This window comes from Halobacillus shinanisalinarum (genome assembly GCF_022919835.1).
GTDB classification, from domain to species: Bacteria; Bacillota; Bacilli; order Bacillales; family Halobacillaceae; genus Halobacillus_A; species Halobacillus_A shinanisalinarum.
Genome location: NZ_CP095074.1, coordinates 4115002 through 4138395, shown reverse-complemented (window position 1 = coordinate 4138395; position 23394 = coordinate 4115002). Strand labels below are relative to the sequence as shown.

The following is a 23394-nucleotide window of genomic DNA, read 5'->3' as shown; positions in this document are numbered from 1 at the left end:
AGCATATAAAGCCGTCATATCCAGATTTATAAACTAGTTTGCTGCTCTCTACTATTGAATGGAAGTACCGTTCTAACATAAATCAAATAGCGGTACGTGCAAACGAGCTGAGATAGAAATATTCTTTTTACGTTTAAAGAGCAAGGATCAGGGAATAAAACTAAGTGGAGATAACTTTAACTTGGAAGGATGATAATCAATGGATGAAAAAATGAAAAAACTAATCGATGGATTGAATGAAGACTTGGCTCACGAATATGCTGCTTCTATTATGTACACCTATAATGCGGCAGTTGTATCCGGTCTTTATCGTTCTGTGCTCAAGCCATTCTTTGAAAGTGAAGTAGCTGATGAACAGGGACACGCTGTTTACCTAGCTGAAAAAATCAGCACACTTGGCGGTACACCTACAACGAAACCAGCTGAGGTAAAGCCTTTATCAGAGGTAAAAGAGATGCTTGTAGAAGCAAGAAATTCCGAGTACGATACAATAAAACGGTATGAAGTACGCAAACAACAGGCAGATGAGCTTGGGCTAACTGAGCTTTCCATCAAGCTTGATGATTTAATTTCAGATGAGACCGGTCACATGGAAGAGATAGACCGTCTGCTTCAAGATTCTCGTTTACACTAATCAAAAACCAACCTGAATATATAAGCTCGCCGCATGTGCGGTGAGCTTATTTAGTTTTATTTGCCAAGCTCATTTGATATATTGAATACCATACTGAACCAGAGGAGGAAACACAATGTGGACATCTCTATTTGAAGCAATTGACAGTCAATATGAAAACATGGTAGAGACACGAAGATTTTTACATCAGTACCCCGAAGTTTCTTTTCATGAAACAGACACTGCTCGTTTTATAGCATATACATATAAGCGACTGGGCATTCCTTACCAAAACAATGTTGGGGGAAACGGTATTGTCGCAACATTAAAGGGTGGAAAACCGGGGAAAAAAGTGGCTTTACGAGCCGATTTTGATGCTTTGCCTATTCAGGAAGAAAATGAGGTAGCCTATAAATCTAAAAATGACGGTGTCATGCATGCTTGTGGCCACGATGGACATACGGCTTCTCTTTTAGGCTTAGCTGAAGCACTCCTCCCTTTCCAAGACCAGCTCCCTGGAACAGTTGTCTTCGTACATCAGCATGCAGAAGAACTTCCCCCAGGCGGCGCAAAAACGATGATCGATACTGGAGTACTTGATGATGTAGATGCCGTATTCGGAACCCATTTATGGGCAACAACACCGCTCGGTACCATTCAAACCTCAAAGGGGCCATTTATGGCAGGTGCTGATAGTTTCACGATTAAAATCCAAGGCAAAGGCGGACATGGGGCTCAACCCCACTTAACAAAAGATGCCATTGTCATCGGCTCCCAGCTTATTTCATCTTTACAGCAAGTAGTCAGCAGAAAAGTTGATCCCCTTCATACAGCCGTACTTACTGTCGGAACCTTCCAGGCCGGACAAACGTTTAATATTATAGCGGACTCTGCGACCTTAACAGGTACTGTTCGTACGTTTGATCCCGAAGTACAAGAGCTGATCATAGCGGAAATGGAAAAACTGATCAAAGGTGCTTGCATAAGTAACGGTGCAGATTACCAATTCGATTATCAAAAGGGATATCCGCCTGTTATCAATCATCCTGAACAAGCGGACTTAATTTTACAGGAAGCTGCTAAGGCAAACTCATCTCTTCAAACAGAAGAAGTCGATCCTTCTATGGCGGGCGAGGACTTTGCCTATTATTTAGAAAATAAACCAGGCGCGTTTTACTTTACGGGCGCACAAATACCTGATCACGCCTACCCTCATCACCATCCGAAGTTTAATTTTGATGAACGAGCCCTCCCTCATGCAGCCAAAACGCTAATCCAAGCCTACCGTTCTTATCAAGAGCAAAACAGCTAATTTTGCAACAGTCGGAGACGATACGCATTCATTGTCGTCTCCCCTAATTGCTCAAGAAACCTTTTATTTGCTACATATCCGACGATAGCCCCGAATCCAGGAACGAGCTGCAGCAATTTTGCAAGATCAATCGTGTCACGGTATTCAATTTGCAGCGTCTTCCAGTCTATCTTTTTCCTCTCTGTTGGTACTGCTCTCCAGTTTAGTACAATGTCCCTCACCTTTGTTTTTTCTTGATCACTTGAAAAAGCTAACATAAATATATATAGCAGATAGACCCGTTCCTCATAGTCATCTACGTTTAAACCATAGTATTGGGCAGCATCAAATAAGAACTTCATCTTGATACTTAAGAGAAGCGGGAAATCTACAGCTCCAAGCCAGAATCCTCCGAATCCCGTGCCGGCTCCTTCCCAGGAAGCTGTATTTTTGTATTGTTTGAGCCGCTCCGTGACAAGCTCCTCCCGCTCTTTGAATATCCACGAATCTTTGATCTCTATTGGTCGAATATATTGTGAGGAAGTTAGCGCAAGCTCAATCATCTTACGAATGCTTTCTGTAACGATGGTATGGATCCGTTCGGGAACTCTATCGTTGATCGACGATTGAATGCGTTTTGACGATCGTTGAATGATAGAAGAACGTTTTTCTATCGACTTACTCCATCTCATTGCTTCTTTATACACTTGTGCTTCATAACTCATTTGCCAACCCTCCTGTTTTAAAAATACGGTCCCCAAGCAAAAAGGAACCGTACTACACCAATTTCTGTTTTACATAGCCTTGAATAAAAGCAAAGCTAAATATGGTGCCACCTATCATTACGAGTAAAGCAGCTAAAAAGTTCGTCTGGATAATAAACAATAGGGTAAATAAAACAGTCTGAACGATCATCAGCTGCTTAAGACCATTAAGCATCGCTACTTGCTTCCACTCTGATTTTACTGGATATAAATCAAGCCACGCAATGGTGCGATGATGATTCCACAGTGACATCATTTGAAAAGCACTTAAATAAAGGAACAAAATAGCAAACGCCACTTTCACCCAAACATTCGGTACAAACCAAATCGCAAGTCCACCTATCACCATTAACCGTACGTACATCCCTAAATAATCGCTACTCCGAACAAACGTGATTCGATATAAATAAGTGAAGGTTTGATCCTGACGATAGCTAATTGATGCTAACAATAAACGGACAAGTGAATGTCTCTTTTTGACGGTATTTTTTAAATGAGGTACATCTGTGAACATGTTGGCTATTCGATAAAAAGTCCGCATCCTGGCTTGATCCTTACTTACGAGTAGATCAAATGCTAGTCCAGCTTTTTTTCTAGAAAGGGAGTAACCATACAGCATCATGGCAACGAGTAAAATGGTTACTATGCTTGCAAATATCCATTCCCCCTTGGCTAGAAAATAAAAGAGAAGGATACTGATTGCCCCTCTCACGATCTGATCCGTCATGCGGATAGTTGCATTGCGTTCCTTTAACATCCACCAGTTTGCTAACATGTTCCATACCTTTGCAACGAGAATGACAACAATCATCATTAAATAATGTCGTGTCCCTAGCTCAGGGTATGACGCAAAATATAAAGGACCGAGTGCAGCGACAACAAGAAAGATTAAATAAAGCTGGATGATAAAGCTGTAGTATAAGCAACGTTTAAAATAATCACCCAGTTGATGCTCTGCTGGCAAAAGAAATACTAAATCTGGCTCTTTCAACAAGGTACGAACAGGGCTGTAACTGGCAATGAGTCCAAAAGCTATCCCTACAACCCATGCTGTTGGAAACGATTCAGGAAGCTGCATGAGCCACTGCTGATAGTAATAAGCTAGGGCTGAAACAAAGAAGACCATAGCAATGGCGATATGACCATTAAAAATATAGCGCAAGTAACGACTTGTTTCCTTTATATGTGCCTGGAAGCGATGACTCCAAAATTCCTTCGCATTAATCATTGTCTTCTTCCTTTGTCAACTCAATATAAATATCGTCCAGGGAAGCCCCAGGTTTGTTAAAGGATTTCCTAAGCTCATCTAACGTTCCCATCGCTCGTATTTTACCATCATGTAAAATAATAAACCGATCACAGTACTTCTCAGCTGTCGCTAATATGTGGGTAGACATTAATATACCAGCCCCGTTTTCCTTCATTTCATCCATCCGTTGAAGATAAGATTGAATCCCAAGTGGATCAAGCCCAACAAATGGTTCGTCGACGATATAGAGCTCTGGTTCAATAAGGAAGGCGCACATGATCATGACCTTCTGTCTCATCCCTTTTGAAAAATGGACAGGAAACCAATTAAGCTTCCGTGTTAATCGGAATTCTTTCAATAACGGATCAAGCCTTTTCTTAAAGGTTTCTTCCGGCACATTGTAGGCCATGGCCGTTAAATGCAAGTGCTCATACAATGTCAATTCATCATACAGAATTGGCATCTCCGGAATATAGGCCAGCTGCTGGCGATAATTTTCAGGATTTTCTTCAAAAGTTGTCCCATTGATTGCTACTTTACCTTTTTTAGCCTGCATCATTCCAATGACATGTTTAATCGTCGTACTCTTCCCCGCTCCATTGAGCCCAATTAATCCGACGATCTCTTTTGGAAAAACATCAAACGAAATTCCATGTAGTACGTTTTTGTGCGTATAGCCACCGTGAAGGTTATCGATATGTAACAATGATTTCATTGTCGTCCCTCTTTTCATTTGCGTACATTCTTCACAAATTTTATCACACTTTTCTTAAGGCTTGCATCTTTCTACTATAGAGGGACGGATATCGTTAAAACGCCTTAAATTATGATACAATTATACAAATGATACCAAGGAGTGAATGATATGACACAAGTGGATGATTGTATTTTTTGCAAAATTATTAACGGTGACATCCCTTCGGCTAAAGTGTATGAGGATGAAGATGTGTATGCCTTCCTTGATATTAGTCAAGTTACAAAGGGCCATACGCTGGTTATTCCTAAAGAACATACGAAGGATATTTATCATACTCAGTCAGGTGCAGCTGAAAAATTGTTCGCACGAGTACCTAAGATTGCCAGCGCCATTAAAACATCCTTTCAGCCGATCGGTTTAAACCTATTAAACAATAATGAAGAACCTGCAGGACAATCTGTTTTTCATCTACATATCCATCTTATACCACGCTATGGTGCTGAAGATGGATTTGAACCAAAATGGACAGTTCATGCAGACGATTATACGAATGAAGATTTGCAATCCATAGCCGAGCAAATTAATCAAAATATTCAGAAATAGGCAAACTGAAGACTTTGCATTGCCATTGTTTTTTGCTATAATAAGTCTATGCTTTTGCAGGCGGTCAAAGGATACGTCTGAAGAGTAAATTAGATTAGATGAGTAGAGATGAGGAGAGTTGTTCAAGTGAATACACGTGTATTAGTTATGCTATCGTTACTTGTTGGAATTGGTGCAGTACTGCATGCCATCGTCCCCCCGTTTTTCTTAGGGATGCGTCCAGATATGATGCTTGCCATGATGTTTTTAGGGATTATGCTTTTTCCTAAACTTCAATATGTCATTATTCTTTCTGTAGCAACTGGCTTCATTTCAGCCTTAACCACAACCGTTCCAGGAGGACAGTTAGCTAACTTAATTGATAAACCTTTAACGGCTTTAGCATTCTTTGGTTTGTATCTATCATTACGTAAGTTGCTTAAGAAGGCAGTAGCCCCCGTTCTTACAGCAGCGGGAACGATCATAAGCGGCACCATATTCTTAAGTTGTGTCCTATTCGTTATCGGACTTATGGATGCAAGCTTTACGGTTATGTTTGCCACCATTGTGCTGCCTACAGCTGCGGTGAATACGATCGTTATGGTAGTTATCTATCCAATTGCACAACGAATTATGAAGCGGACACAAATGAATCCATCGTTACCTGTCCAACCATAGGATCCCGAGGTAGCTACTCCATCATGCACAATTACAAAGACCGCTACATCCTTTTGTAGTGGTCTTTTTCTCTAAAAGTGAGTGTTCATAAAGTTGCCAAATTAGAAGGTCGACAAAATCGCCACGACACGCGAGCATTGTCGACACTAGCACGTCCTGTGCGTCGCAATAAGGTCGAGTCGGCGTAGGCTTTGAGCACCAAGGAAAGCTTCCCTGAATCCGCATCGCACGAAGGAAAAGTGTCCTTCTTTTCCAAGGAACGGACTTGCACAGGACTTGCTGACTTCTACGTTGTGCAAAGGACGTGCACGGTTTTAGTAGAAGTTCCCTGCTGCTTAATGATACGTGAGTAGCGAGGCCACTTCAGAGAATAGCCTTCTTCGCTGCCTTGCCCCGAGGAATTTACCTCTTTGAATAGGCTCGCAGACGCAGGGGCACACGCTCTTCAAAAGCAAGCCAACGAAGAGATGCTCCGCTTATCATTTGGTGACTTTTTAAACCTCTAAAAGCACTCTTTTTTAAACATTTTCATTAATTTAGGTTTCAATCGTACATATTAAGAGAAAATAATAAGTAGGAACTTGATACGAAAGGGGATTTTTTTATGCCAAACGCAAAATCGCTTGTACTCGGAATGATCGTGGGTGGGGTCACTGGCGCCGTCTATACATTATTTAACACACCATCATCTGGACGTGACTTCCGTGAAAATGCCAAACTTAAAAGTGAAAATATTAAAACAACGGTGATGAGCTTAAAAGAGGAAGGCATGCAGTTGAAAGATCAAATTGCCCAAACTTCCAAAGAAGGTGCTGAACTGATTAAGGAACTTTCTGAAGATGTGAAAGTGTCCATTGAAAGCTGGAAGAAAACGGTTGAGCCGCACCAAAAAAATATCCAGAAATATCTTGAACAGATTGAAAAAAGCTTAAAAGAGCTTGAGGAAAAGGCTAAGGCAGAACAGGATACCGACACACAGCCTAGCCATGAAATCATTAATCACCAATAAATCCTGCTCATTTCAACGGAAACAGCCCAAGGTAGATCCCATGCCTTTGGGTTGTTCTTTTGTATGCAAAAAGGCTGCACACAACCCTAGAGTTGTGTGCAGCCTCAGCTTGTAGAGAACCCCCTTTTTTTCTCTAAAAGCTTTTTTGTGCATACGTACAGGCGAATACCGCTCGCTTTCCGCGGAAGAATGCCCGAGTCTCCTCCTGAAACCTACACTGCCGGTTCTCGGATCACCCGTTTTTCCTCTAGGTGAAGGGTCATCTTCTTCATGTTCTGACAGGCTGCTGTCCAGTAACGCCTGTTCCCGAACCTTTTGTTGGTTCACGCAAAGGACAATAACGCAGCCCATGCAGTTCTTTTGAATCTGCGAAGCTACGCTGAACTTTCTCTTTTCTCATGCGATATATCCATTTTCCTTCATTGGAGAGCCGGTTCAAGCGAACTTGTTCTTTACCTTCTCCCAGACATACTCCAAATACATCTCTTTGGGCGAGGCCATGACAGATATCTAATCTAAACCAACGGCTTCTACGTCTAAACTGATAACAAATGAACGCAAAAAATAAAATAGAGAGAAAAAATCAGGCTGTCGAAACTTTCTCGACAGCCTGTTCTTTATTACTCAATTATTCTTTTGGCTGCAGATCTTCGATAGATTCTACATCCATATAAGATGGAACCACAAGGCCGATTTTAGCGCCTTCCAGGTTCATACCTAGATCGACTAGACTATCTTTGTATTCTGCATATAAGTCACCGTGAGTGGCTGGCAGCCAAGCCGCGACCATACCTGTTACTTCGCCTTCTGCAACAGCTTCCCACATTGGACCGTTATTTAGCGGTGTAATCGTTACATCAAATCCCTGTTGTTTCAATACTTCTGCTACTACGTTTGTTGATGCTATTTCTGTATCCCAATTTACATACACAAGTTCCACTTCAGTACCATCAACTTCTTCTGTTCCTTCTGTCCAAGAACTTACTTTATCTTTGTTCTCTTCGATCCATGCTTTTGCAGCTTCTTCGGGTGCAGCACCGTCATTAATCTCTAACATAACACTCTCTATATCTTCTCCAGTCCACTGGAATTGATCTAGAATTTTATAGGCATTCGGTTTATCTTCTTCTAGTCCTTTACGAACCATTGTTTTAATTTGCTCTGCTTCTCCAAATACCCCTTTAGGATCCTTAAGATATTTCAAGTCATATTTAGCAAATTTCCAGTGAGGAGACCAGCCAGTTACTACGATAGGTTCCTCATTTTCAATCGCATCACCTAGAGCTGTTGCCATAGCTCCAGAAGAAGAAGTTGAAACTTCCCATCCTGCTAGGTTCTCGTATTCTTCAACAGCTGATTGGGATGCTGCTACAACACCAGCCCCTGCTTCGATACCAGTAATTGTATAATCCAATTGTTCTCCGTAACCTGCTTCTTCACTATCTCCGCCGCTTGCATTAGTGGATGTCTCTTCTTCAGATGATCCACAGCCTGCTGCTACAAGAGTAAATGAAAGTCCTGCAGTCATTCCTAGACGTTTCCAGTCTAATTTAAACATAAAAAATCTCTCCCCTTTTTAAGATTTATTTATTGTTAAAAGGCTGCCATCAGCCTTTTTAACCTCTAATTAAAACAATTCTTAAGCTTGATCTCCACGTTGAGTGTTTAAGTTTTGGGTAAAACGGTCAATGATAATAGCTAAGATAACTATTCCAAGACCTGCAACAAAGCCCGTTCCGACTTCCGCACGCTGGAGACCTGTTATAACTGTTTGCCCAAGTCCCTTCGCACCGATCATGGAGGCAATAACAACCATAGATAGTGCTAACATAACGGTCTGGTTGATTCCTGCCATAATTGTTTTTTTAGCCATAGGCAGCTGTACTTTAAAAAGCTTTTGAAATCCGGTTGTACCAAAGGCATCTGATGCTTCAATTAGTTCATGTGAAACTTGACGAATACCTAAGTTTGTAAACCTTACCGTTGGTGGTGTTGCAAAAATAACAGATGCAAATACACCTGGAACCATCCCAATACTAAAAAAAGCAACGGCTGGGATTAAATAAACGAAGGCTGGCATCGTCTGCATAAAATCTAAAATTGGTGTGAGGATACTCTCTACTGTTTTACTCTTTGCCATCCAGATTCCAAATGGAACACCGATGATGACGGATATTAAACTGGCAAAGATCACCAAAGTAAATGTATTCATTAGTTCTGGCCACAGCTCCTGGTTTTGGATAAACCATAGTCCGATAACTGAAAAAGCTGTAAGTCCAAACTTTTTACCTGAAACAAAGAAGGATAACAAACCAACGACTACGATAAACAGCCAGATTGGAATTTCCATTAGTAGTCCTTCAGCAAAGAATTCAATAAAATTACCAAAGTCTTCTTTAATAAAATCAAATAAAAATTCAAACGTATTTGTTGTCCAGTCTGTAGCTGCAGATATCCATTCAGCTACTGGCAGTTTAGGAATTAGTTTCATTTAAATTCACCTCATTTCCAGCTAATGCTGCAATGACTGTTCCTCTTACAATAATCCCGACAAGTTTGTTCTCTTCAATGACAGCGACAGGTACTGGGGCATCATGAATGATCGAGAAGATTTCTTGCATTGACGTGTCTTTTTTAACCTGTGGAACATCCTTACGTAGAATCGATTTTAAATCTCTTTGTTCTTTTTTAGCTGCTTCCGAAACATCATCCGCTGTAACAAATCCGTGGAGGTTCCTTTTCGCATCGGTTACATAAATACTGGAAAGCCCTTCCTTACGCATCCTCTCAAGCGCTGTTCTTGGACCATGTTTTTCGATATCAACCGTTTCGGGACGTTTCATGACATGCTCAGCCGTTAATACTTTGGAACGGTCCACATCTTCAACGAATTTCTCTACATAATCGTTTGCTGGATTAACTAATATTTCTTCAGGTGTTCCGATTTGTACAATGCGTCCATCTTTCATTAATGCGATACGATCACCAATTCTCAATGCTTCATCTAAATCATGTGTAATAAAAAGGATCGTTTTTTTCATCGATTCCTGAAGCTCTAACAGTTCATCCTGCATTTCTTTCCGAATGAGCGGATCAAGTGCAGAGAAAGCTTCATCCATAAGTAGTATTTCTGGGTCATTGGCAAGCGCACGCGCTAACCCCACACGCTGTTGCATTCCCCAGAAAGCTGGACTGGAAATTGATGAATATATCCGCCAAGCCCTACCATTTCAAGAGATTCTTGAGCTTTTTTCTTTCTTTCCTCTTTATCCACACCTTGGACTTCCAATCCAAACTCCGCATTCTCTAAGATCGTCCGATGTGGAAACAGAGCAAAACGTTGGAATACCATACTTAATTTTTGACGGCGTACTTCCCTTAATTTTTGCTTATCGATTTTAGCTAAATCTTCACCGTTAATATAAACACTTCCTTCAGTCGGTTCAATTAATCTATTAATTAAACGAACTAAAGTAGATTTACCACTTCCGGAAAGACCCATGATAACGAAAATTTCACCTTCTTCTACATTAAAGGATGCTCGGTTCACACCCACCGTATTTCCCGATTTTTCTAATATTTCTTCTTTAGATAATCCCTCATCTAAATATTTTGTTGCCTTTTTGGCATTCTTTCCGAAGATTTTAGATAAGTCTTTAACTTCAATGATCGGCACATCTCTCACCTCTTAGCTTGAATTGTTCATTAGTCGTACAGACCAACGTATTTTATTACAGCGACTTATATACTGTAACCTATTTGCAATATAAAGTTCAAACGATAAATTCTATTATATAAGTTAAAAAATTACGTACAGTTTAAACTGTACGTAATTTTTTATGATAAATACTATTGTTTTCGCCTACTTGCTTTGAATTTCGACTCAACCTGCAATTTTTAAATTTCTGGTATATATAGTAGTGTGTTGTTGACCCTATTTGAGCGAAGGAGGGATCTTATGGAGCTTTATAACCATCATACACTTGAACACTTAAACACCAAGGTAATCCAGGAGTTCTCTAAAACACTTGAAATGTTTGGGCTATCACAAGGAGATGCTCGTTTATTTGTTACTCTTTATATTCACCCTACACCCATGACCTTAGATGAAATGAGTGAAGCACTCGGCAAGAGTAAAACTTCCATGAGTACAGGTGTCCGTAATTTAGCTGATCAAGGATTAGTTGAACGCGTCTGGAAGAAGGGTTTTAGGAAAGATCTTTATCAAGCCGATGAGAATTTATATCGTAAGTTTATGAATTCTTATACTAACAAGTGGCTTACAGCAAGTCATGAACAGATGGCTACCCTTAAATCAATAGACATTCAAATGGAAGATGATTCAAATAATACGGAACAACCTTGTGAAGTCGCTCAATTAAAGAAAAGAGTGGATGATATGATTCGTTTTCATAGACTCATATCTGAGGCATTTAAGGAGATCCAACCTAATAACTCAAAGTAAATCAACCTATGCTAAGTGAGCAACTTAGCATAGGTTTTATTTTTTGGAATGGAAATGATTCAAATAGATCTTGATATTTTTAAAATTCGCTTTACTATTAATATGAGAACACATTATTTCTGCTAGTGAATATAGACCTGACCGCATTGTATATACATCAAACCCTAGAAAAGGTGGTATGTATGAAAGACAACATCTCAAAACAACAAGCCATTTTCTACAGTCATAAAATGGCTCAGCTTTCTAAAGCCCTTTGGAAGGCTATTGAAAAAGATTGGCAAGATTGGATTAAGCCATTCCAGCTAAACATTAATGAACATCACATTCTGTGGATTGCTTACCACTTAGAGGGGGCTACTATATCTGAAGTCTCAAAGTATGGTGTGATGCATGTATCTACAGCTTTTAACTTTTCTAAAAAGCTAGAAGAACGTGGGTTACTTGACTTCTCAAAGCGCGAGAATGATAAGCGTAGCACATACATTGAATTATCAAATGAAGGGGTCACTTTGCTTGAAGATACCCTGAATGCGTATAATCCTGAAAGTAATTCAGTATTACGCGGGTCATTGCCTTTGACTGAAATGTATGGCAAACTGCCAGAATTCCTTGATTTGTCTGCATTGATCAAAGAAATCTATGGAGATGAATACATGAGCATGCTTGAACGTTCCCTTGAAAATATCGAGGACCAAGAAGCCGAATGGAATCAATCATCCCAGATCGCAACATCCAAACAACAGACCAAATCCTCTTAACACTATAAAAGAAGTCCTTCCTAAGTTTGCTAAGGAAAGGGCTTCTTTATATTTTTAACAGCTGTAGTAACTTATTTGTAAGTAATGGATAAATATTTTCTTCATACATAGCAATTATTGTTCTCTCAACGGGCATTTTGTAAGAAAGCATACCCGCAAAATGGATAAGCAGCAACGAGTGATCAATCAACCCGTTCTCAAGATCTTGCTCATATGTATCCTCAAGTTCCTCAAATAGACGCAAGGTTTGCCGATATTCTTCTTCAGTCAAGCCATAGTGGATCACCATTTTAGTAAAGGGATATTGTTTCATCTCCTTCACTTGTAACAATAACTGCAGATGAAAATGAAGCCGCGTGTCCGGGTCCGCTCTTTCCACTTTTTTTCTTCCTCCTTATGACGTTCACAACAAGGATATTTTACTGTAAGTATAGGCATTTATAAAGACCAAAAAAAATAATATTTTTTTCGTTAAAAACCTATTGATTTTTCACGCGAAACATACTAATATACGTTTTGTGCTAAACGCTTTTCAACCGCTACAATAAACTAATCATAACGATATATTTTAGATGAATTCACAGTACTTTTTCTTATAAAGGGGGATTCTTAAATGAATTGCTGGAAAACAGTAGATATCAATAAAGAATTCGGTCCAAACCGTATAAATTTACTATCCCTATTAACCGGACTTATGTCCTTTCTTATCATTTATCTCCCGTTCTCAATTATCCATGGAACGCATGAATTGAAAGATCATGGTTTTGTACCTTTAATGTTTGTCTTATTCTTATTACCAGCTATGCATCGATTAATGCATATATTACCTTTAGTATTGCTGTATAAACGGGTGCGGGTGACTTTTAAATTCAGAAAGAGATTCACGCCTACATTCACCTATCAATGTACGTCCAAACTTTCAAAACAAACATCCATTATAATGGCCCTTGCACCGACATTCTTAATTACAGTGCCTGCCCTGATGATGAGCTTTATTTTTCCAGGTTACTTCGCCTACTTGGTTCTGTTCGCAGCTGTTAATATCGGTCTTTCTTTCTCTGATTTTCTTTATTTAAATCAATTTGCACGTGCACCTCGCCGCTGTGTTATTGCCAACTCAAAAAGCGGGTATGATATTCTCATCCAAAGACCGGAATTGTAATAAAAATGAAGCGCCGCTCTTATAAATAAGAGCAGGCGCTTTTTTAAGGGTTTCTTCTGTTCAACCTAAGGAAATTTTGATAGAGTAGTTTAATAGGGAATAAAGGAGGTTCTTCACTTTGGCATTTGTATTTATCATTTACGGTCTAATCGTCTTATTTGTATTCAATTCTCTCACTCATTCCTTATGTTTGAAAACTAAAATGTCTAATGAAAAACAAGCACGGGTATTTCGGACCATTAACGTGCTTATAACAATTCTTTTGATCACCTCATATATGGATGTCCTCAACCATATGTAAAGAAACAGGCTATGTTCCTAAAAGTAAACATAGCCTGTTTCTTTAATTTCATTTTAGAACCAAGCTGCACCTACGATGATGAGCAAGATAAATAAAACGACGATTAACGCAAACCCACCACTATTTCCGTAACTCATAAACTCACCCCCAACCTTGAGACATATCATATCCTATGCTTATAAAATCTTATATGAATGGGCTGGCACCTACCCCTTTTCTGATTTTTTAATCTTTCTATAGAATAGATGAGGCAAAATATGTTATATTAATCCATGGGCTGCTAGGACCTCTACGTCAAAGAATGTTTATAATTTGTTTGAGGAGTGTACGTGATATGAAGAAAATAGCTATAACGGCTGCACTTGCAGCTAGTGTATTCACCTTATCTGCTTGTTCCTCTGAAGAATCAGAGTCAGAAGCAGTTGTTGAAACAAGTGGCGGTGAAGTGACTAAAGAAGAGTTTTATGAAGAACTTAAGAATAAACATGGTGGACCAATTTTGCAGCAATTAGTAATGAATGAAGTGCTATCCGCAAACTATGAGGTTTCGGATGAAGCAGTAAATCAAGAATTAGAATCATTGAAGGAACAATACGGTGATCAGTTTCAAATGGTCCTTCAGCAAAGTGGTTTCTCAAATGAAGACCAGTTTAAAGAGACTATTCGTTTAAGTCTTCTACAGGAGCAGGCAGCTGCTGAAGAGGTAGATATTTCCGAAGAAGAAATGAAGAAATACTACGAGCGTATGAAAACAGAAATTCAAGCGAGTCATATTTTAGTATCCGATGAAAAAACGGCAAAAGAAGTGAAACAAAAACTTGAAGACGGCGAAGATTTTGGAACACTAGCAAGTGAATATTCCAGTGACGGATCAGCCAAACAAGGCGGCAAACTTGGATACTTTGGCCCCGGTAAGATGGCACCTAAATTCGAAGATGCTGCCTACAATTTGAAAGTTGGACAAGTTAGTGATCCTGTAAAAACTCAATTTGGTTTTCACATTATTAAGGTAACGGACAAACGTGAAGTTGAAGACGTCAAACCATATGAAGAGGCGAAAAAAGAAATTAAACGTACACTTGTCAGTCAAAAGATCGATCAGAAGACACTACAAGCAAAAATGAATGAACTTATGAAAGCAGCTGAAATCGATGTGAAGATTGAACAATATAAAGATCTATTTAAACAGCCAGAAGCTCCTGCCAATGAAGGCGGTGGAGGTTCTTCTGAAGGAGGAGAAAATGGCTCCTCTGAAGGCGGCTCTTCTGAACAAGGAAATGGCTCTTCTGAAGAAACCAACTCTGAAGAAGGCAATTCCCAATAACAATAACCAAAATCGCTAACGCGACTTAACTAACTCACGCCCCAAGTGACTTATTCATCACTTGGGGCATTTTTCGCTTTAATCATAGTGCCGTGGCAGAACGGACATTCTAATTCGACTTCCTCTCCCTTTTTGAGATCCAGACTACATTCATCAATGATATAGTCCGGTACATCATCGGTTTTCTTACAATCTATACATTCAAATTCAACGATAACGAGTTCTTCATCTAACCAACCCTCCTGACTTTTATCCTTTTTATCCAGTTCTTTTCGGTTAGACATACCCACGTTTCCTCCATTTCTTTCCGAACTCTTTTTTCCATATAATGATAAAGGATGCCAAAGATATAAATGACTGTAGTAATGCCTGACTGTAACCCTTGTTTCTTACTCTTGCTGTAGTTATGATATTGAAAGACTTCAGCCACTTGTTTACTTAAAGCATTCAGCTTTTTCCGATCTTCATAGAACACTTTCCTAAGTTTTTTTGGGGTGTTAAACACCATATGACAATGGGGAACAATTCTTGTTGTTTTTAGACCATTCATCCGTATATTTTTACCAACCGTATGACAAAAGCGACTTTTACAAGTAAAGCAAACAAACCTAGGAGCTGGATTTCCTTCGCACCCTAAGCATTCGTAACGAGCATAACCGATGTTTTTGGTTCCACAATGGATCGTTTCTTCCACCGTTTCTTTGTTCTTCAGGAAACCGATCCGCATGGAAAAACCAAAAACCATCAAAATGGTCGTTTCATATTCGTTTGATCATACCAGAACGCCTATTTCCCATTTTCATTATCCTCCTACGGTTTGGTAAGAGTTTACCACTCGCTTTTATAGTTTCCTAAACAAGAACAAAAGCCAGGTGGTTTAAACCACCTGGCTTCTTTCTAGTTAAGATATGGCCTCTTTCTCACGCTTTTTCAAACCACATCTCTCGCTTTTTTCTCTCGCTTTTCCTTTTCCTCGTTCATTCTAGCCAAATAAACCCGTCCCTCACGCTCGATAAACTGTTGCTCTATCTTTTGTTCTGCTCTCATAGCACGGAATGCCATGTATCCGCTTATGAATATGAAAACAATGCAAAAAAACACCCAAATTGGAATACCAAATATCATTGCGATATCCTCCCTGTCCCATTTATTATCATTTTATGAATGGATGCACATAAATATGATTAGGAATTGGACAAGGACCCTTTTTCCATTTTGCTAAACATGAATGCATAGGTCATTGCACCACCAATGGCTAACAGACCGATTACAGTAAAAACCACTTGATAGCTAAAATAATTTGTCGCTACTAAAGAAAAAGGTGCAAGTAAACGTCCTAAAGTAAACCTTAGGGAAGCAGCAGAAAAATATTGTCCCCTCATATTTTCAGGCGCAAGCTTTGCAATAAAGCTCTCCTGGATGCCGACGACCATTAATTCAGCCAATGTGAAAATAGCCATAGCCAAGATAAATACCCAAACATTTTGGGTTAAACCGTAAAGAGTCACACCAAAAGCGTAAAGAAGGCACGAGGAAATGAATACTCGCTTTTCTTTTAAACGATTCATGTACCTAGTAACAATAACCGTAAATAAAGCAACAAGCAAACCATTCTCTGCCAAGATTAATCCAAAGGCGCGTTCTCCTGAAATCGTCCATTTGAAATCTCCAATATGAACAAGCGTCTGCTCCTGCACAACTTCACTCGTATAAACGGCGATGAGAATATCAAGCTGCATAAAGGTTTGCGAAACAAGCACCCCGGCTATGATAAATAACAAAAATGTTCTATCTTTAGCAATAATCCTGTAGTCACTCAGCTCTTCCCATAACACTGACGTCCATTTATTTCCTTTTTCCTTCACACGTTCTTTCAAGGTAGTCGTTTCATCAAGGAAATAAGCTAAAATAATGGCTAAAATAGCTGTTATAATCACACCAGTAAGGAGCATTTCAAACCGATGGGTATAAAATATGTAACTGCCCACGATGGGACCAATAACGACAGCAATATTGATCGACGTATAGAACACGGCAAATACACTTGCTCTATGTTTCTCTGAAACCACATCTGCAACCATCGCGTGGGAAGCAGGCCAATACAATGCACCAAACACTCCTAATAGACTAAACGAAAAGAACGTCAGTAATGGAGAGCTTAACCATGGAGAGTTAGCTGCAGCAAACAATACAAACGATACACTTTCCCCTATAGCCGCAAATACCATCATCTTCTTCCGACCAAATCGATCAGCACAGTATCCGCCTATTAAACTCGCTGCTACTGAAAACACTTGTGAGAGTACGAGCAACACCCCGGCCGAACCCTTACCAAATGAACGTTCAAAATAGATCGTCATGAAGGGGAAAAATGCCCAAAACAATACATTCATCGTCCCTTCCCCAAACAGACGAATTTTTAAATTCCTATCCCAGTCTTTCCACTTCATTCCTCTATCCCCTATGATCTATCCTCAGTCCTCAAACGTTGGTTTGTAAAATGTACGTTGGTCCATCGCATAGATTCTTTCTGTAAATTCTCCCGGTCCCACTTTTTGTAGTGACCGATTTAACATATTCAATCCAGCATCCATCATGTCAATTTGATGAAGCAATTCTGCTTCTCTCACGAGTGGCGGCTTTGGACTTCCCCATTCAGACCTGCCATGATGAGATAAAATCATATGCTGTAAGATCGTGACCACTTCCCCTTTAATGTGCAGTTCATCGGCTACCACCCGAATTTCTTCCACCATGAGTGGAATATGGCCAATCAATTTTCCCTCTAAGGTGTAACTGGGTGATGTAGCTGTTGAGAGCTCTTTAAGCTTTCCTAAATCATGCAGGATAATTCCAGCATACAGCAAATCCTTATTAATATCTGGATAAAGAATAGTTAATTCTTTTGCAATGTTTAACATCGATACAATGTGGTGAGCAAGTCCAGATACATACTCATGGTGATTTCGAACGGCCGCTGGATAACTTAACAAATCTTTTTGATAATGCTTCAGGAAGTGCTTTGTTATTCGTTGAATAGTGGGATTTTTCATCTCAAAAATGGCTTCGGTTAAACGCTCCATTAAGTCTTCTTTATTAACAGGTGCTTTTTCTATAAAGTCCGTTGCCTGAATCCCATCTGTAGGCTGTGCAGGTCGAATGCTTTGAATTTTCAGCTGCGGCTTGTTGCGGAATTGACCTACCTCCCCCTGTACCTTGACAAGCTCCCCTTGTTGAAATAGTGATTCATCTTCAGGAGTAGACTCCCAAAGTTTAGCATCAATCTCTCCTGTCGTATCAGTTAACAATAATGTTAAAAAGGGCTTATTGTTGCTAGCCACTCCTTTAACAGCTGATTTAATCATCAGATAGTGATCGAAGGTATCCCCTAATGTGTAATGGGCAATTCCTTTCTTCATTTTGGCATCTCCTCCTCTAAGTAAAAAGACTGTTCCCATTATACGTCTTTACCCAAAATACCTTTCTTTAGGATAAGAGACAGGAACAGTCTTGCATATTGGTTCAGTTAAGCTGACAAAGGAGTCATTTTTGTTCCGATACTCCCTCTGTAAATGTCATTTGTTTTTTTGATCAATCTTAGGTACATACTCAAAAATCTCGCCGGATTCTACGACATAGATAAACCGCATAAGCCACCGATAATAATTTTGGGCGTATTGCAGACGTTCAATATCAATGTCAATCTTTTCTTTTAATGATTCATCATCCGTATGATCTTTAATCGTTAACAGTTCTTGAATGGCCTCATCGGCTTCCTCAATGTTGGTTTCCGTATGGTGTCTCCATCTACTACCGAAAAGTGAGGTGAAAGATTTATACCAGTCTTCCTCAGATTTGTATAAATCTTTACGTACCCCCTTCTTAAACGACGGTTCCACCATTTTCATATCGGATAAAGCTCGTACACCTGTAGACATGCTGGTTTTACTCATTTCGAGAGCTGACCGCATGTCATCAAGCGTCATAGGGTCCTCTGCAAAATAAAGCACCCCATACAATCGACCAATGGAAGGTGTCACTCCATATAAACTCATGTTTTTTGCTATGACCTGTATAAACTGTTCAATCGTCTCTTCATATTTTGTCCAGTCTTGCTTGTGCTTTTCTGGCAATGGAAACCCTCCACTTGCTTTGTCATCATTTAATCTGAAAACATTTTATCATTAATACTGCCAATTTGCGACCTAATCCTTGATTTAGTTTTTCCAGAGGGCAGGAAATATCCGTTCCATTCTTCAGCCAGATCCTTTCTATATGTGAAAACAATGATCTGATTCTTGTTCGATAATGAACGAAGAAGCTCCATCATAACCTTTCGCCTTGTCTCATCAAAGTTGACAAAGGCATCGTCTACGATGAACGGGGCTTGGATTGTATGAGACATCGATTCACCCAAAGCCAGCCTGAGTGCAACATATAGTTGATCAGCCGTACCTCTCGACAGTTCATTGGTTGTATAAAGATGACCTTGTTCATCCTGTACCACTAAATGGGCAGCATTCTGATCTATAAATAAACGATCATATTTACCTAGCGTTAAACGCATAAAGAAATTCTCCGCACGCTTGATTACTTGAGGTAGATGCTTTTCTTGATAACGTGCTTTTGTAGACTTTAATACTTTTGATGCGATCTGGTAAACTGCCCATTCCTTTGCTTGTTCATTAAATGCGGACTGTTCAACTGATCGCTGGTGAAGGAGCTTAGAATGTTGCTCAGAACTTTCAAGAAATTCCAGCCGGTGTTTTTTTTCAGCAATGTTTTCTTGTAATGATTTCTGTTCCTCCTCAAGCGATTGAAGTTCCCTATCGATTTCATCAATTTCAACCGCTAGTCCAGATGGATCTTTTGGCTTTTCCCAAATTTCGAAGGCAGACTGATCTTGTTGGTTCAACATACTTTTTATCTGTACAATTAATTGTTCTTTGTGCTTCTCGCGTTCTCTTTTTTGTTCAACAAGCATCGCCTGTTCATAAAATTGCTCCACATCATTGGCACAAGCACGGTCCAACAGGTTCGATTTTTCTGTTTGATGTGGGTAGATTTGATGATTGACACGTTGGAGCTCTTCTTCGTAATGAGCCACTTCTTCCTGAATCCGGCTGATTTCAACAGTCATCGCTTGTTGTTTTTCTACCCAGGTAGCTAAGGCGGCAAATTTGTCCGATACTGATTGTCTGGCAGCCTCCCCATTTTGAGTAGAATAAAAATCATCTAACGCCTGTAGTATGTCTGCTTTTACTTGTTGCACTGCCTTTAGTTCCACCTCTAAATCATCCGCTTCTTTTTGCTTTTCCTTCACTTGTTTTAATAAGTGATAAAGCTGTTCCCAGTGTCCTGATTTCAACGATGATAAGAAGGGATAAACCGTTGTTTGTTCATCAATGAGTGCGCCTAATCGTTGCTTCCGTTCTTTAAGATTGTGTCCTTTTTCACTAATAATCAATGTTTCATGTTCTAACTGTCTTAGGCGATCCTTCATATACGAATATTCGCCTCGAGCCTTGTCATACTGTTCAATCAACTGCTTAGCCTGCAAATAGTCGGCCTCACTTAACTCTTCCGGCCTTTCCTTTTGCTTCATGCTCTCAAGCAATTGACTATACTCACTGGCCGTTCGTCTAATGAAAAAGGCAGCTGTGGCGACCACTATGCCAATAACCACAATAACGAAAGGCACGATTAAGTTTGAAACAAAAAAAACAGATAAGCTACTTATTATCAGTAATATCACAGAGACAGTAAACCACCGTTTGGTTGCTGCCTTCTTTTCCTTTATCGTCATTTCTACCCGATTTAATTGCGAACCCTCACCCTGGGCCCCTTCTTGAACATATGAGTTAACGATCTTCTGTTGCTGGACCACTTCTTCCTCATTAGGCCCTCTGCGTTTCAGTTCATCCATCTGCTCTTTAAGCCGCTTTTTTTGCCTTGTTAAAGCATGTTCGTCCTCAAGCAATCTTTCCTCTTCTCCATCAATAACCTGGGCTTCGTTTTTTAAATTTCGCCAAGTTTCTTCTATATAAAAGGGAAGATCATATTCACGGAGTTCATGCTCGTCAATGTGAAGTTCATCTAATTCTGAACTTACTTGTTCCTTTATCCTTCTGATACTGTCGTATAAACGCTGGGCATCCTGATCAGCCTGATCATAGGAAGGTTTTTTTTCTAAAATCTCTATTGCCTTATCAAGTGAAAGTGAAGATTCGACTTGTAATTGGTCTTTGCGATGCCGTTTCTCTTTCCATTTAGACAGTAACAGCCGATGTTCACTTTCCAGGGGCAATAAGGATTCTTGTAGTCTATGCAGCCGCTCCTTCCCATGCTCAGGGAAGGTCTGAACAGGTGCTTGGTAAGTCTCATGGACAATTTGATGATATTCTTGTATAAGAGGCAGAACCTTTTGAAGTCGAACATAGCTGGAACTTTTTAATCGCTGCCGCTGAATGATTCTATCCACTTCCTCAAGCCTGTCAACCAGTTCTTGTTTTTCCTCAATGACTTGTTGATATTGAAGCACCTCAGCTTCTGAAACAACCTGCTGCTTGTCCACTTCTTCTAAAGCATGGAGTTGTTGATTGAGTATTGGCTTCTTCCCCTTCGGCTTAAAGCGATCTTCAAGTTCCTTTTCAAGCCGTTTGTTCGTGTGATAAATATGATCAGAGCCTGTTAAACCAACACTTAGCAAGACTTCTCCTAAATCTTCACCTGTTAGTCCATGTAACTCTGTTAAATCCTCCGCGCTAAAACTATAAATGGATTGATAAGCTGCTTGTGTAAGGTTAGCCGTTAACTCCCTCAGAAACCTTTCATCCCGTTCTTCACCATTAGCAAGCCGACAGACAGCTGCCCCATTATTTCGGTCATGAACCCGTTCAATCCTTACCTCTCCATAATTCTTCGTATGTATTACGAGCATCCCACCTACAGGTCCACCTGTTTTCGGCTGGTAATGCATTCTTTGTTTAGGAGGCAATCCAAATAAAACAAATAGAATGAAGGTTCGAATGGTTGATTTCCCTGCTTCATTATCGCCTGATATGAAGACAAAATCATTCGCTGGCAATGTAATGGGGAAGTCTCTCCATCTACCAAAACCATAAATGTGCAAAGCTTGTATTTTCATTCATTCATCATCCCTTCGGACAATAGCTGCTCAACAACCAACTGTTTGGCTCGTTCTATTATTTCCTTATGGTCTGATTCAGCTAATGAATCCAAATATTTTGCAGCACGGCGATTTTGATACAAGGGGGATAAATGCTCCCTCCATTCTTCTAAAGTGAGCTGTTCAGCATTTCGTATGTATTCACCTGTAAAGTCATGGCCCATCCTCAACTCATCGATGTCAAAAGCAGGTCGGTCGTAAACCGTAACATCATCAATCCAAACCCATGATTTTTCTAAGTCCTCGGCTTCGTTGATGAGATCCACCCACTCTTGTATAACTCCTTCTGTCTGCCACTTTTGCAAGACTCCATTTCTTCCATACAGAGTCACGCTCAACATGACTGGATAATCGACTTGGACTTCTTCTTTCGCTTGTTCAAATATAGCCTCTAACTCTTCAGGGCGCTCCAAAGTCTCGGCAGGAAGCGATACCTCTTCAAATGTGAAGCTATGCAGTGGAATAAAGGTCTGTTGGATCTTATTTTCTTCCCCGAGCTGTACGAGCGAGCATCCCTTCTCACCTTGTTCCTTACGAGATCGTGCTTGAATGTTTCCCGGATATACAATAGGAGGATGCTCCGATAGATGCTGCCACTTATGGATGTGTCCAAGCGCCCAATAATCCATGGGCTGTTGACGCAATTCTTCTAATTTAAAGGGGGCGTAGACATCATGATCACCGTTCGTTTCAAGGCTTCCATGAAGCATACCAATGTGATAGACAGGTGTTCCCTCTTTAACGAACTCTTTCACTTTTCTATCTTTTACTTCACGGTTTACATAGCTGAATCCATAAATGTTGGCAAGATGGTTATCGTCTCGGTAGAAAGGGATAGCCTTAACGGTCTCCTGGTCAAAACTATGTACATTATTCGGATATGTAATCGGATAACGCATGCCCTGAATGTAATCATGATTTCCATAGCTGATAAACACAGTAATATCATGTTTTTCCAAACGTTTAAATCCTTCACGAAGCTGCACTTGTGCTTTTAAGCTTCGCGTTTCTTCATTAAATAAATCCCCGACGATCAATACAAAATCGACCCGATGATATATCGCTTGTTCAATTAACCGATCAAATGCTTCAAAGGTGCCTGCGCGCATTTGTTCTCTTAGGATTTCTGGAAGCCTGCCTCTTCCTTTAAATGGGCTATCGAGATGCAAATCAGCACTATGGATAAAGCGAAGTGTACTCATAATTATCCTCCATCACTCTTATTTTCCTTAAGTTTAACAAAACAAACAAACGAATGCACGTTCGCACTATTGCATTTAATTATGCAAAGATCCATAACAAACAGCTTTGA

At 39.9% G+C, this 23394-nt stretch carries 25 protein-coding genes and 2 pseudogenes; 10 read left to right on the top strand and 17 right to left on the bottom strand.

Annotated elements, in window-relative coordinates; all coding sequences use genetic code 11:
• Positions 1-199 precede the first annotated feature (199 nt).
• Both MUO14_RS20540 and MUO14_RS20535 read left to right on the top strand, forming a co-directional pair.
• Positions 200-634, top strand: coding sequence for a ferritin-like domain-containing protein (locus MUO14_RS20540; protein WP_244752380.1), 435 nt, complete (start codon positions 200-202; stop codon positions 632-634).
• 115 nt (positions 635-749) lie between these two features.
• A complete protein-coding gene (locus MUO14_RS20535; protein ID WP_244752379.1) occupies positions 750-1925 on the top strand; it encodes a M20 metallopeptidase family protein in 1176 nt (391 codons plus the stop codon).
• Here the strand turns inward: MUO14_RS20535 and MUO14_RS20530 are convergent.
• Genes MUO14_RS20530 through MUO14_RS20520 form a run of 3 tightly spaced genes read right to left on the bottom strand, consistent with a single transcriptional unit; the run spans position 1922 to position 4632 of the window.
• Entirely contained in the window at positions 1922-2629 is a 708-nt protein-coding gene (locus tag MUO14_RS20530) for an EcsC family protein (protein WP_244752378.1), read from the bottom strand. The genes MUO14_RS20535 and MUO14_RS20530 overlap by 4 nt on opposite strands.
• 52 nt (positions 2630-2681) lie before the next feature.
• Positions 2682-3896, bottom strand: coding sequence for an ABC transporter permease (locus MUO14_RS20525; protein WP_244752377.1), 1215 nt, complete (start codon positions 3894-3896; stop codon positions 2682-2684).
• Positions 3889-4632, bottom strand: coding sequence for an ABC transporter ATP-binding protein (locus MUO14_RS20520; protein ID WP_244752376.1), 744 nt, complete (start codon positions 4630-4632; stop codon positions 3889-3891). The genes MUO14_RS20525 and MUO14_RS20520 overlap by 8 nt, the downstream gene beginning before the upstream one ends.
• A gap of 150 nt (positions 4633-4782) precedes the next feature.
• Between MUO14_RS20520 and MUO14_RS20515 the strand changes: the two genes are divergently transcribed.
• From MUO14_RS20515 to MUO14_RS20505, 3 genes are all read left to right on the top strand, one after another.
• The gene (locus MUO14_RS20515; protein ID WP_244752375.1) at positions 4783-5217 is read left to right on the top strand and encodes an HIT family protein; all 435 of its coding nucleotides are present in this window, start codon (positions 4783-4785) and stop codon (positions 5215-5217) included.
• Positions 5218-5343: 126 nt separating this feature from the next.
• On the top strand, positions 5344-5874 hold the full coding sequence (locus MUO14_RS20510; protein WP_244752374.1) for a tryptophan transporter: 531 nt from the start codon (positions 5344-5346) through the stop codon (positions 5872-5874).
• 604 nt (positions 5875-6478) lie between these two features.
• Complete coding sequence (locus tag MUO14_RS20505) at positions 6479-6883, top strand: YtxH domain-containing protein (protein WP_244752373.1); 405 nt, start codon at positions 6479-6481, stop codon at positions 6881-6883.
• A gap of 212 nt (positions 6884-7095) precedes the next feature.
• Here MUO14_RS20505 and MUO14_RS20500 read toward each other — a convergent pair.
• From MUO14_RS20500 to proV, 4 genes and pseudogenes are all read right to left on the bottom strand, one after another.
• Positions 7096-7343 (bottom strand): annotated as a pseudogene (locus MUO14_RS20500) (transposase); the annotation flags it as partial.
• Between the two features lie 168 nt (positions 7344-7511).
• Positions 7512-8441 carry a glycine betaine ABC transporter substrate-binding protein gene (locus MUO14_RS20495; RefSeq protein WP_244752372.1) on the bottom strand — a complete coding sequence of 310 codons (930 nt, stop codon included), beginning with the start codon at positions 8439-8441 and terminating at the stop codon, positions 7512-7514.
• 81 nt (positions 8442-8522) lie between these two features.
• Positions 8523-9374 (bottom strand): ABC transporter permease, encoded by an 852-nt coding sequence (locus MUO14_RS20490; RefSeq protein WP_244752371.1) that lies wholly within the window; start codon positions 9372-9374, stop codon positions 8523-8525.
• A pseudogene (proV, locus tag MUO14_RS20485) lies at positions 9358-10559 on the bottom strand (glycine betaine/L-proline ABC transporter ATP-binding protein ProV). Before proV ends, MUO14_RS20490 begins: the two are co-directional and overlap by 17 nt.
• Positions 10560-10841: 282 nt before the next feature.
• On the opposite strand from proV, the gene MUO14_RS20480 reads away from it, so the two are divergent.
• A complete protein-coding gene (locus MUO14_RS20480; protein WP_244752370.1) occupies positions 10842-11348 on the top strand; it encodes a GbsR/MarR family transcriptional regulator in 507 nt (168 codons plus the stop codon).
• 182 nt (positions 11349-11530) lie between these two features.
• Positions 11531-12106 carry an HTH-type transcriptional regulator Hpr gene (locus MUO14_RS20475; RefSeq protein WP_244752369.1) on the top strand — a complete coding sequence of 192 codons (576 nt, stop codon included), beginning with the start codon at positions 11531-11533 and terminating at the stop codon, positions 12104-12106.
• 46 nt (positions 12107-12152) lie between these two features.
• Here the strand turns inward: MUO14_RS20475 and MUO14_RS20470 are convergent, their stop codons facing one another.
• A complete protein-coding gene (locus MUO14_RS20470) occupies positions 12153-12485 on the bottom strand; it encodes a DUF1878 family protein (RefSeq protein WP_244752368.1) in 333 nt (110 codons plus the stop codon).
• A 234-nt stretch (positions 12486-12719) separates the two neighbouring features.
• Between MUO14_RS20470 and MUO14_RS20465 the strand changes: the two genes are divergently transcribed.
• Both MUO14_RS20465 and MUO14_RS20460 read left to right on the top strand, forming a co-directional pair.
• A complete protein-coding gene (locus MUO14_RS20465; RefSeq protein ID WP_244752367.1) occupies positions 12720-13268 on the top strand; it encodes a DUF3267 domain-containing protein in 549 nt (182 codons plus the stop codon).
• A gap of 118 nt (positions 13269-13386) precedes the next feature.
• Positions 13387-13569, top strand: a complete 183-nt coding sequence (locus tag MUO14_RS20460) for a hypothetical protein (protein ID WP_244752366.1) — start codon at positions 13387-13389, stop codon at positions 13567-13569.
• Between the two features lie 53 nt (positions 13570-13622).
• On the opposite strand, the gene MUO14_RS20455 is transcribed toward MUO14_RS20460, so the two are convergent.
• Complete coding sequence (locus tag MUO14_RS20455; protein WP_244755707.1) at positions 13623-13706, bottom strand: YjcZ family sporulation protein; 84 nt, start codon at positions 13704-13706, stop codon at positions 13623-13625.
• A gap of 197 nt (positions 13707-13903) precedes the next feature.
• Here MUO14_RS20455 and MUO14_RS20450 point away from each other — a divergent pair, with 197 nt between their 5' ends.
• The gene (locus MUO14_RS20450; RefSeq protein ID WP_244752365.1) at positions 13904-14893 is read left to right on the top strand and encodes a peptidylprolyl isomerase; all 990 of its coding nucleotides are present in this window, start codon (positions 13904-13906) and stop codon (positions 14891-14893) included.
• Between the two features lie 50 nt (positions 14894-14943).
• On the opposite strand, the gene MUO14_RS20445 is transcribed toward MUO14_RS20450, so the two are convergent.
• The 8 genes from MUO14_RS20445 to MUO14_RS20415 all read right to left on the bottom strand — a co-directional run bounded on the left by MUO14_RS20445 (position 14944) and on the right by MUO14_RS20415 (position 23284).
• On the bottom strand, positions 14944-15177 hold the full coding sequence (locus MUO14_RS20445; RefSeq protein ID WP_244752364.1) for a hypothetical protein: 234 nt from the start codon (positions 15175-15177) through the stop codon (positions 14944-14946).
• Positions 15123-15620: a transposase zinc-binding domain-containing protein gene (locus MUO14_RS24880; protein WP_396265858.1), complete on the bottom strand. Its 498-nt coding sequence runs from the start codon at positions 15618-15620 to the stop codon at positions 15123-15125. The genes MUO14_RS20445 and MUO14_RS24880 overlap by 55 nt, the downstream gene beginning before the upstream one ends.
• A 203-nt stretch (positions 15621-15823) precedes the next feature.
• Positions 15824-16018, bottom strand: a complete 195-nt coding sequence (locus MUO14_RS20440) for a sporulation YhaL family protein (RefSeq protein ID WP_244752363.1) — start codon at positions 16016-16018, stop codon at positions 15824-15826.
• 59 nt (positions 16019-16077) lie between these two features.
• Complete coding sequence (locus MUO14_RS20435) at positions 16078-17343, bottom strand: MDR family MFS transporter (protein ID WP_244752362.1); 1266 nt, start codon at positions 17341-17343, stop codon at positions 16078-16080.
• A 24-nt stretch (positions 17344-17367) separates the two neighbouring features.
• Positions 17368-18312: a 3'-5' exoribonuclease YhaM gene (gene yhaM, locus MUO14_RS20430; RefSeq protein WP_244752361.1), complete on the bottom strand. Its 945-nt coding sequence runs from the start codon at positions 18310-18312 to the stop codon at positions 17368-17370.
• A gap of 156 nt (positions 18313-18468) precedes the next feature.
• Positions 18469-19026, bottom strand: coding sequence for a GbsR/MarR family transcriptional regulator (locus MUO14_RS20425; RefSeq protein ID WP_244752360.1), 558 nt, complete (start codon positions 19024-19026; stop codon positions 18469-18471).
• 29 nt (positions 19027-19055) lie between these two features.
• Positions 19056-22040: an AAA family ATPase gene (locus MUO14_RS20420; RefSeq protein ID WP_244752359.1), complete on the bottom strand. Its 2985-nt coding sequence runs from the start codon at positions 22038-22040 to the stop codon at positions 19056-19058.
• A complete protein-coding gene (locus MUO14_RS20415; RefSeq protein WP_244752358.1) occupies positions 22037-23284 on the bottom strand; it encodes a metallophosphoesterase family protein in 1248 nt (415 codons plus the stop codon). The genes MUO14_RS20420 and MUO14_RS20415 overlap by 4 nt, the downstream gene beginning before the upstream one ends.
• Between the last annotated feature and the right edge of the window lie 110 nt (positions 23285-23394).

Excerpts from the sequence above, each read along its gene's own strand:
- MUO14_RS20540 (WP_244752380.1), top strand. The coding sequence starts at position 200 with ATGGATGAAAAAATGAAAAAACTAATCGATGGATTGAATGAAGACTTG.
- MUO14_RS20535 (WP_244752379.1), top strand. The coding sequence starts at position 750 with ATGTGGACATCTCTATTTGAAGCAATTGACAGTCAATATGAAAACATG.
- MUO14_RS20530 (WP_244752378.1), bottom strand. The coding sequence starts at position 2,629 with ATGAGTTATGAAGCACAAGTGTATAAAGAAGCAATGAGATGGAGTAAG.
- MUO14_RS20525 (WP_244752377.1), bottom strand. The coding sequence starts at position 3,896 with ATGATTAATGCGAAGGAATTTTGGAGTCATCGCTTCCAGGCACATATA.
- MUO14_RS20520 (WP_244752376.1), bottom strand. The coding sequence starts at position 4,632 with ATGAAATCATTGTTACATATCGATAACCTTCACGGTGGCTATACGCAC.
- MUO14_RS20515 (WP_244752375.1), top strand. The coding sequence starts at position 4,783 with ATGACACAAGTGGATGATTGTATTTTTTGCAAAATTATTAACGGTGAC.
- MUO14_RS20505 (WP_244752373.1), top strand. The coding sequence starts at position 6,479 with ATGCCAAACGCAAAATCGCTTGTACTCGGAATGATCGTGGGTGGGGTC.
- MUO14_RS20495 (WP_244752372.1), bottom strand. The coding sequence starts at position 8,441 with ATGTTTAAATTAGACTGGAAACGTCTAGGAATGACTGCAGGACTTTCA.
- MUO14_RS20490 (WP_244752371.1), bottom strand. The coding sequence starts at position 9,374 with ATGAAACTAATTCCTAAACTGCCAGTAGCTGAATGGATATCTGCAGCT.
- MUO14_RS20480 (WP_244752370.1), top strand. The coding sequence starts at position 10,842 with ATGGAGCTTTATAACCATCATACACTTGAACACTTAAACACCAAGGTA.
- MUO14_RS20475 (WP_244752369.1), top strand. The coding sequence starts at position 11,531 with ATGAAAGACAACATCTCAAAACAACAAGCCATTTTCTACAGTCATAAA.
- MUO14_RS20465 (WP_244752367.1), top strand. The coding sequence starts at position 12,720 with ATGAATTGCTGGAAAACAGTAGATATCAATAAAGAATTCGGTCCAAAC.
- MUO14_RS20455 (WP_244755707.1), bottom strand. The coding sequence starts at position 13,706 with ATGAGTTACGGAAATAGTGGTGGGTTTGCGTTAATCGTCGTTTTATTT.
- MUO14_RS20450 (WP_244752365.1), top strand. The coding sequence starts at position 13,904 with ATGAAGAAAATAGCTATAACGGCTGCACTTGCAGCTAGTGTATTCACC.
- MUO14_RS20445 (WP_244752364.1), bottom strand. The coding sequence starts at position 15,177 with ATGTCTAACCGAAAAGAACTGGATAAAAAGGATAAAAGTCAGGAGGGT.
- MUO14_RS24880 (WP_396265858.1), bottom strand. The coding sequence starts at position 15,620 with ATGCGGATCGGTTTCCTGAAGAACAAAGAAACGGTGGAAGAAACGATC.
- MUO14_RS20440 (WP_244752363.1), bottom strand. The coding sequence starts at position 16,018 with ATGATATTTGGTATTCCAATTTGGGTGTTTTTTTGCATTGTTTTCATA.
- MUO14_RS20435 (WP_244752362.1), bottom strand. The coding sequence starts at position 17,343 with ATGAAGTGGAAAGACTGGGATAGGAATTTAAAAATTCGTCTGTTTGGG.
- yhaM (WP_244752361.1), bottom strand. The coding sequence starts at position 18,312 with ATGAAGAAAGGAATTGCCCATTACACATTAGGGGATACCTTCGATCAC.
- MUO14_RS20420 (WP_244752359.1), bottom strand. The coding sequence starts at position 22,040 with ATGAAAATACAAGCTTTGCACATTTATGGTTTTGGTAGATGGAGAGAC.
- MUO14_RS20415 (WP_244752358.1), bottom strand. The coding sequence starts at position 23,284 with ATGAGTACACTTCGCTTTATCCATAGTGCTGATTTGCATCTCGATAGC.